Here is a 5,241-nt window from a genome sequence, read left to right on the forward strand (position 1 = left end):
AGCTAAGCGACTTCCATATCTCACAGGGGGCAACCCCCAACTACTTCCGGCGTTCTAGGGCTTAACTACTGTGTTCGGCATGGGTACAGGTGTATCTCCTAGGCTATCGTCACTTAACTCTGAGTAATACCTACTCAAAATTGAATATCTATCAAATACCAAGAAAACCTCACACTTCGTATTCTCAGTTACTTTGGATAAGTCCTCGAGCTATTAGTATTAGTCCGCTACATGTGTCGCCACACTTCCACTTCTAACCTATCTACCTGATCATCTCTCAGGGCTCTTACTGATATAAAATCATGGGAAATCTCATCTTGAGGTGGGTTTCACACTTAGATGCTTTCAGCGTTTATCCCTTCCCTACATAGCTACCCAGCGATGCCTTTGGCAAGACAACTGGTACACCAGCGGTAAGTCCACTCTGGTCCTCTCGTACTAGGAGCAGATCCTCTCAAATTTCCTACGCCCGCGACGGATAGGGACCGAACTGTCTCACGACGTTCTGAACCCAGCTCGCGTGCCGCTTTAATGGGCGAACAGCCCAACCCTTGGGACCGACTACAGCCCCAGGATGCGACGAGCCGACATCGAGGTGCCAAACCTCCCCGTCGATGTGAACTCTTGGGGGAGATAAGCCTGTTATCCCCAGGGTAGCTTTTATCCGTTGAGCGATGGCCCTTCCATACGGAACCACCGGATCACTAAGCCCGACTTTCGTCCCTGCTCGAGTTGTAGCTCTCGCAGTCAAGCTCCCTTATACCTTTACACTCTGCGAATGATTTCCAACCATTCTGAGGGAACCTTTGGGCGCCTCCGTTACCTTTTAGGAGGCGACCGCCCCAGTCAAACTGCCCGTCAGACACTGTCTCCGATAGGGATAACCTATCCGGGTTAGAGTGGCCATAACACAAGGGTAGTATCCCAACAACGTCTCCTTCGAAACTGGCGTCCCGATCTCATAGACTCCTACCTATCCTGTACATGTGGTACAGACACTCAATATCAAACTGCAGTAAAGCTCCATGGGGTCTTTCCGTCCTGTCGCGGGTAACCTGCATCTTCACAGGTACTAAAATTTCACCGAGTCTCTCGTTGAGACAGTGCCCAAATCATTACGCCTTTCGTGCGGGTCGGAACTTACCCGACAAGGAATTTCGCTACCTTAGGACCGTTATAGTTACGGCCGCCGTTTACTGGGGCTTCAATTCATACCTTCGGATTACTCCTAAGCACTCCTCTTAACCTTCCAGCACCGGGCAGGCGTCACCCCCTATACATCATCTTACGATTTAGCAGAGAGCTGTGTTTTTGATAAACAGTTGCTTGGGCCTATTCACTGCGGCTGACCTAAAGTCAGCACCCCTTCTCCCGAAGTTACGGGGTCATTTTGCCGAGTTCCTTAACGAGAGTTCTCTCGCTCACCTGAGGCTACTCGCCTCGACTACCTGTGTCGGTTTGCGGTACGGGTAGAGTATGTTTAAACGCTAGAAGCTTTTCTTGGCAGTGTGACGTCACTAACTTCGCTACTAAACTTCGCTCCCCATCACAGCTCAATGTTATAGATATAAGCATTTGACTCATATCACACCTCACTGATTAGACAGACACTTCCATTCGTCTGCTTTAGTTAGCCTACTGCGTCCCTCCATCACTACATACTCTAGTACAGGAATATCAACCTGTTGTCCATCGGATACACCTTTCGGTCTCTCCTTAGGTCCCGACTAACCCAGGGCGGACGAGCCTTCCCCTGGAAACCTTAGTCTTACGGTGGACAGGATTCTCACCTGTCTTTCGCTACTCATACCGGCATTCTCACTTCTATGCGTTCCAGCACTCCTCACGGTATACCTTCTTCACACATAGAACGCTCTCCTACCATACCTATAAAGGTATCCACAGCTTCGGTAAATTGTTTTAGCCCCGGTACATTTTCGGCGCAGGGTCACTCGACTAGTGAGCTATTACGCACTCTTTGAATGAATAGCTGCTTCTAAGCTAACATCCTAGTTGTCTGTGCAACCCCACATCCTTTTCCACTTAACAATTATTTTGGGACCTTAGCTGGTGGTCTGGGCTGTTTCCCTTTCGACTACGGATCTTAGCACTCGCAGTCTGACTGCCGACCATAATTCATTGGCATTCGGAGTTTATCTGAGATTGGTAATCCGGGATGGACCCCTCACCCAAACAGTGCTCTACCTCCAAGAATCTTGATGTCGACGCTAGCCCTAAAGCTATTTCGGAGAGAACCAGCTATCTCCAAGTTCGTTTGGAATTTCTCCGCTACCCACAAGTCATCCAAGCACTTTTCAACGTGCCCTGGTTCGGTCCTCCAGTGCGTCTTACCGCACCTTCAACCTGCTCATGGGTAGGTCACATGGTTTCGGGTCTACGACATGATACTAAGGCGCCCTATTCAGACTCGGTTTCCCTGCGGCTCCGTCTCTTCAACTTAACCTCGCATCATATCGTAACTCGCCGGTTCATTCTACAAAAGGCACGCTCTCACCCATTAACGGGCTCGAACTTGTTGTAGGCACACGGTTTCAGGTTCTATTTCACTCCCCTCCCGGGGTGCTTTTCACCTTTCCCTCACGGTACTGGTTCACTATCGGTCACTAGGGAGTATTTAGGGTTGGGAGATGGTCCTCCCAGATTCCGACGGGATTTCTCGTGTCCCGCCGTACTCAGGATACTGCTAGGTACAAAGACTATTTTAAATACGAGGCTATTACTCTCTTTGGCTGATCTTCCCAAATCATTCTTCTATAGTCTTTGAGTCCACATTGCAGTCCTACAACCCCGAAGAGTAAACTCTTCGGTTTGCCCTCCTGCCGTTTCGCTCGCCGCTACTAAGGCAATCGCTTTTGCTTTCTCTTCCTGCAGCTACTTAGATGTTTCAGTTCACTGCGTCTTCCTCCTCACATCCTTAACAGATGCGGGTAACAGGTAGTACCTGTTGGGTTCCCCCATTCGGAAATCCCTGGATCATCGCTTACTTACAGCTACCCAAGGCATATCGTCGTTTGTCACGTCCTTCTTCGGCTCCTAGTGCCAAGGCATCCACCGTGCGCCCTTATTAACTTAACCTTATTTTTTGACCTTTCAGTCATAAACTCTTTTAATACTACAGCGTTTCGGTTTATTTTCTTGTTACTATTTGATATAGATATTCAATTTTCAATGTGCATTACTTGGTGATCTCTCACCAATGGAGCCTAGCGGGATCGAACCGCTGACCTCCTGCGTGCAAAGCAGGCGCTCTCCCAGCTGAGCTAAGGCCCCACAAGACCTCTCAAGACTAAACAAGACCAATGTGCAGTTCCTTATCCTTAGAAAGGAGGTGATCCAGCCGCACCTTCCGATACGGCTACCTTGTTACGACTTCACCCCAATCATCTATCCCACCTTAGGCGGCTGGCTCCTAAAAGGTTACCTCACCGACTTCGGGTGTTACAAACTCTCGTGGTGTGACGGGCGGTGTGTACAAGGCCCGGGAACGTATTCACCGCGGCGTGCTGATCCGCGATTACTAGCGATTCCGACTTCATGTAGGCGAGTTGCAGCCTACAATCCGAACTGAGACTGGCTTTAAGAGATTAGCTTGCCGTCACCGGCTTGCGACTCGTTGTACCAGCCATTGTAGCACGTGTGTAGCCCAGGTCATAAGGGGCATGATGATTTGACGTCATCCCCACCTTCCTCCGGTTTATTACCGGCAGTCTCGCTAGAGTGCCCAACTGAATGATGGCAACTAACAATAGGGGTTGCGCTCGTTGCGGGACTTAACCCAACATCTCACGACACGAGCTGACGACAACCATGCACCACCTGTCACCTCTGTCCCGAAGGAAAACTCTATCTCTAGAGCGGTCAGAGGGATGTCAAGACCTGGTAAGGTTCTTCGCGTTGCTTCGAATTAAACCACATGCTCCACCGCTTGTGCGGGCCCCCGTCAATTCCTTTGAGTTTCAACCTTGCGGTCGTACTCCCCAGGCGGAGTGCTTAATGCGTTAGCTGCGGCACTAAACCCCGGAAAGGGTCTAACACCTAGCACTCATCGTTTACGGCGTGGACTACCAGGGTATCTAATCCTGTTTGCTCCCCACGCTTTCGAGCCTCAGCGTCAGTTACAAGCCAGAGAGCCGCTTTCGCCACCGGTGTTCCTCCATATATCTACGCATTTCACCGCTACACATGGAATTCCACTCTCCCCTCTTGCACTCAAGTTAAACAGTTTCCAAAGCGTACTATGGTTAAGCCACAGCCTTTAACTTCAGACTTATCTAACCGCCTGCGCTCGCTTTACGCCCAATAAATCCGGACAACGCTCGGGACCTACGTATTACCGCGGCTGCTGGCACGTAGTTAGCCGTCCCTTTCTGGTAAGATACCGTCACAGTGTGAACTTTCCACTCTCACACTCGTTCTTCTCTTACAACAGAGCTTTACGATCCGAAAACCTTCTTCACTCACGCGGCGTTGCTCGGTCAGACTTCCGTCCATTGCCGAAGATTCCCTACTGCTGCCTCCCGTAGGAGTCTGGGCCGTGTCTCAGTCCCAGTGTGGCCGATCACCCTCTCAGGTCGGCTATGTATCGTTGCCTTGGTGAGCCGTTACCTCACCAACTAGCTAATACAACGCAGGTCCATCTGGTAGTGATGCAATTGCACCTTTTAAGCAAATGTCATGCAACATCTACTCTTATGCGGTATTAGCTATCGTTTCCAATAGTTATCCCCCGCTACCAGGCAGGTTACCTACGCGTTACTCACCCGTTCGCAACTCATCCAGAGAAGCAAGCTCCTCCTTCAGCGTTCTACTTGCATGTATTAGGCACGCCGCCAGCGTTCGTCCTGAGCCAGGATCAAACTCTCATTAAAAGTTTGAGTTCTCACTCATTTCTGTCACTGACAGATTTATTGTTTTTTTCATTGTTCAGTACTATAACCTTAGTTATAGTGCCCTGCACATTGGTTCGTCTTGTTCAGTTTTCAAAGGTCTTTGTCACTCAATCTCTCTCAAGCGACAACTATATTAGTATATCACAGCCATCTGTCTCTGTCAACAGATTTTTTAAACTTTTTTCAAGTTTTTTTAGCCGCAATACACCATAGTCCGTACGGGATTCGAACCCGTGTTACCGCCGTGAAAAGGCGGTGTCTTAACCCCTTGACCAACGGACCTGAGCTTTTCAACTCTTTCTATTATACCTACTTTTTTACCTTTGTCAAG

General features: G+C 49.4%; 2 tRNA genes and 3 rRNA genes. All 5 read right to left on the minus strand.

The features are described 5' to 3' along the window. Position 1 precedes the first annotated feature (1 nt). A 5S ribosomal RNA gene (gene rrf / locus GMD3S_RS0209995) occupies positions 2-117 on the minus strand. Between the two features lie 76 nt (positions 118-193). After that, a 23S ribosomal RNA gene (locus GMD3S_RS0210000) occupies positions 194-3,096 on the minus strand. 122 nt (positions 3,097-3,218) lie between these two features. After that, positions 3,219-3,291: transfer RNA gene (locus GMD3S_RS0210005), tRNA-Ala, on the minus strand. Positions 3,292-3,342: 51 nt separating this feature from the next. Next, positions 3,343-4,889 (minus strand): 16S ribosomal RNA (locus GMD3S_RS0210010). Together the 16S, 23S and 5S rRNA genes with 2 tRNA genes alongside form the textbook arrangement of a ribosomal RNA operon. Positions 4,890-5,120: 231 nt before the next feature. Then, positions 5,121-5,192: transfer RNA gene (locus GMD3S_RS0210015), tRNA-Glu, on the minus strand. Between the last annotated feature and the right edge of the window lie 49 nt (positions 5,193-5,241).

Source organism: Streptococcus sp. GMD3S (assembly GCF_000298695.2).
Taxonomy (GTDB): Bacteria; Bacillota; Bacilli; order Lactobacillales; family Streptococcaceae; genus Streptococcus.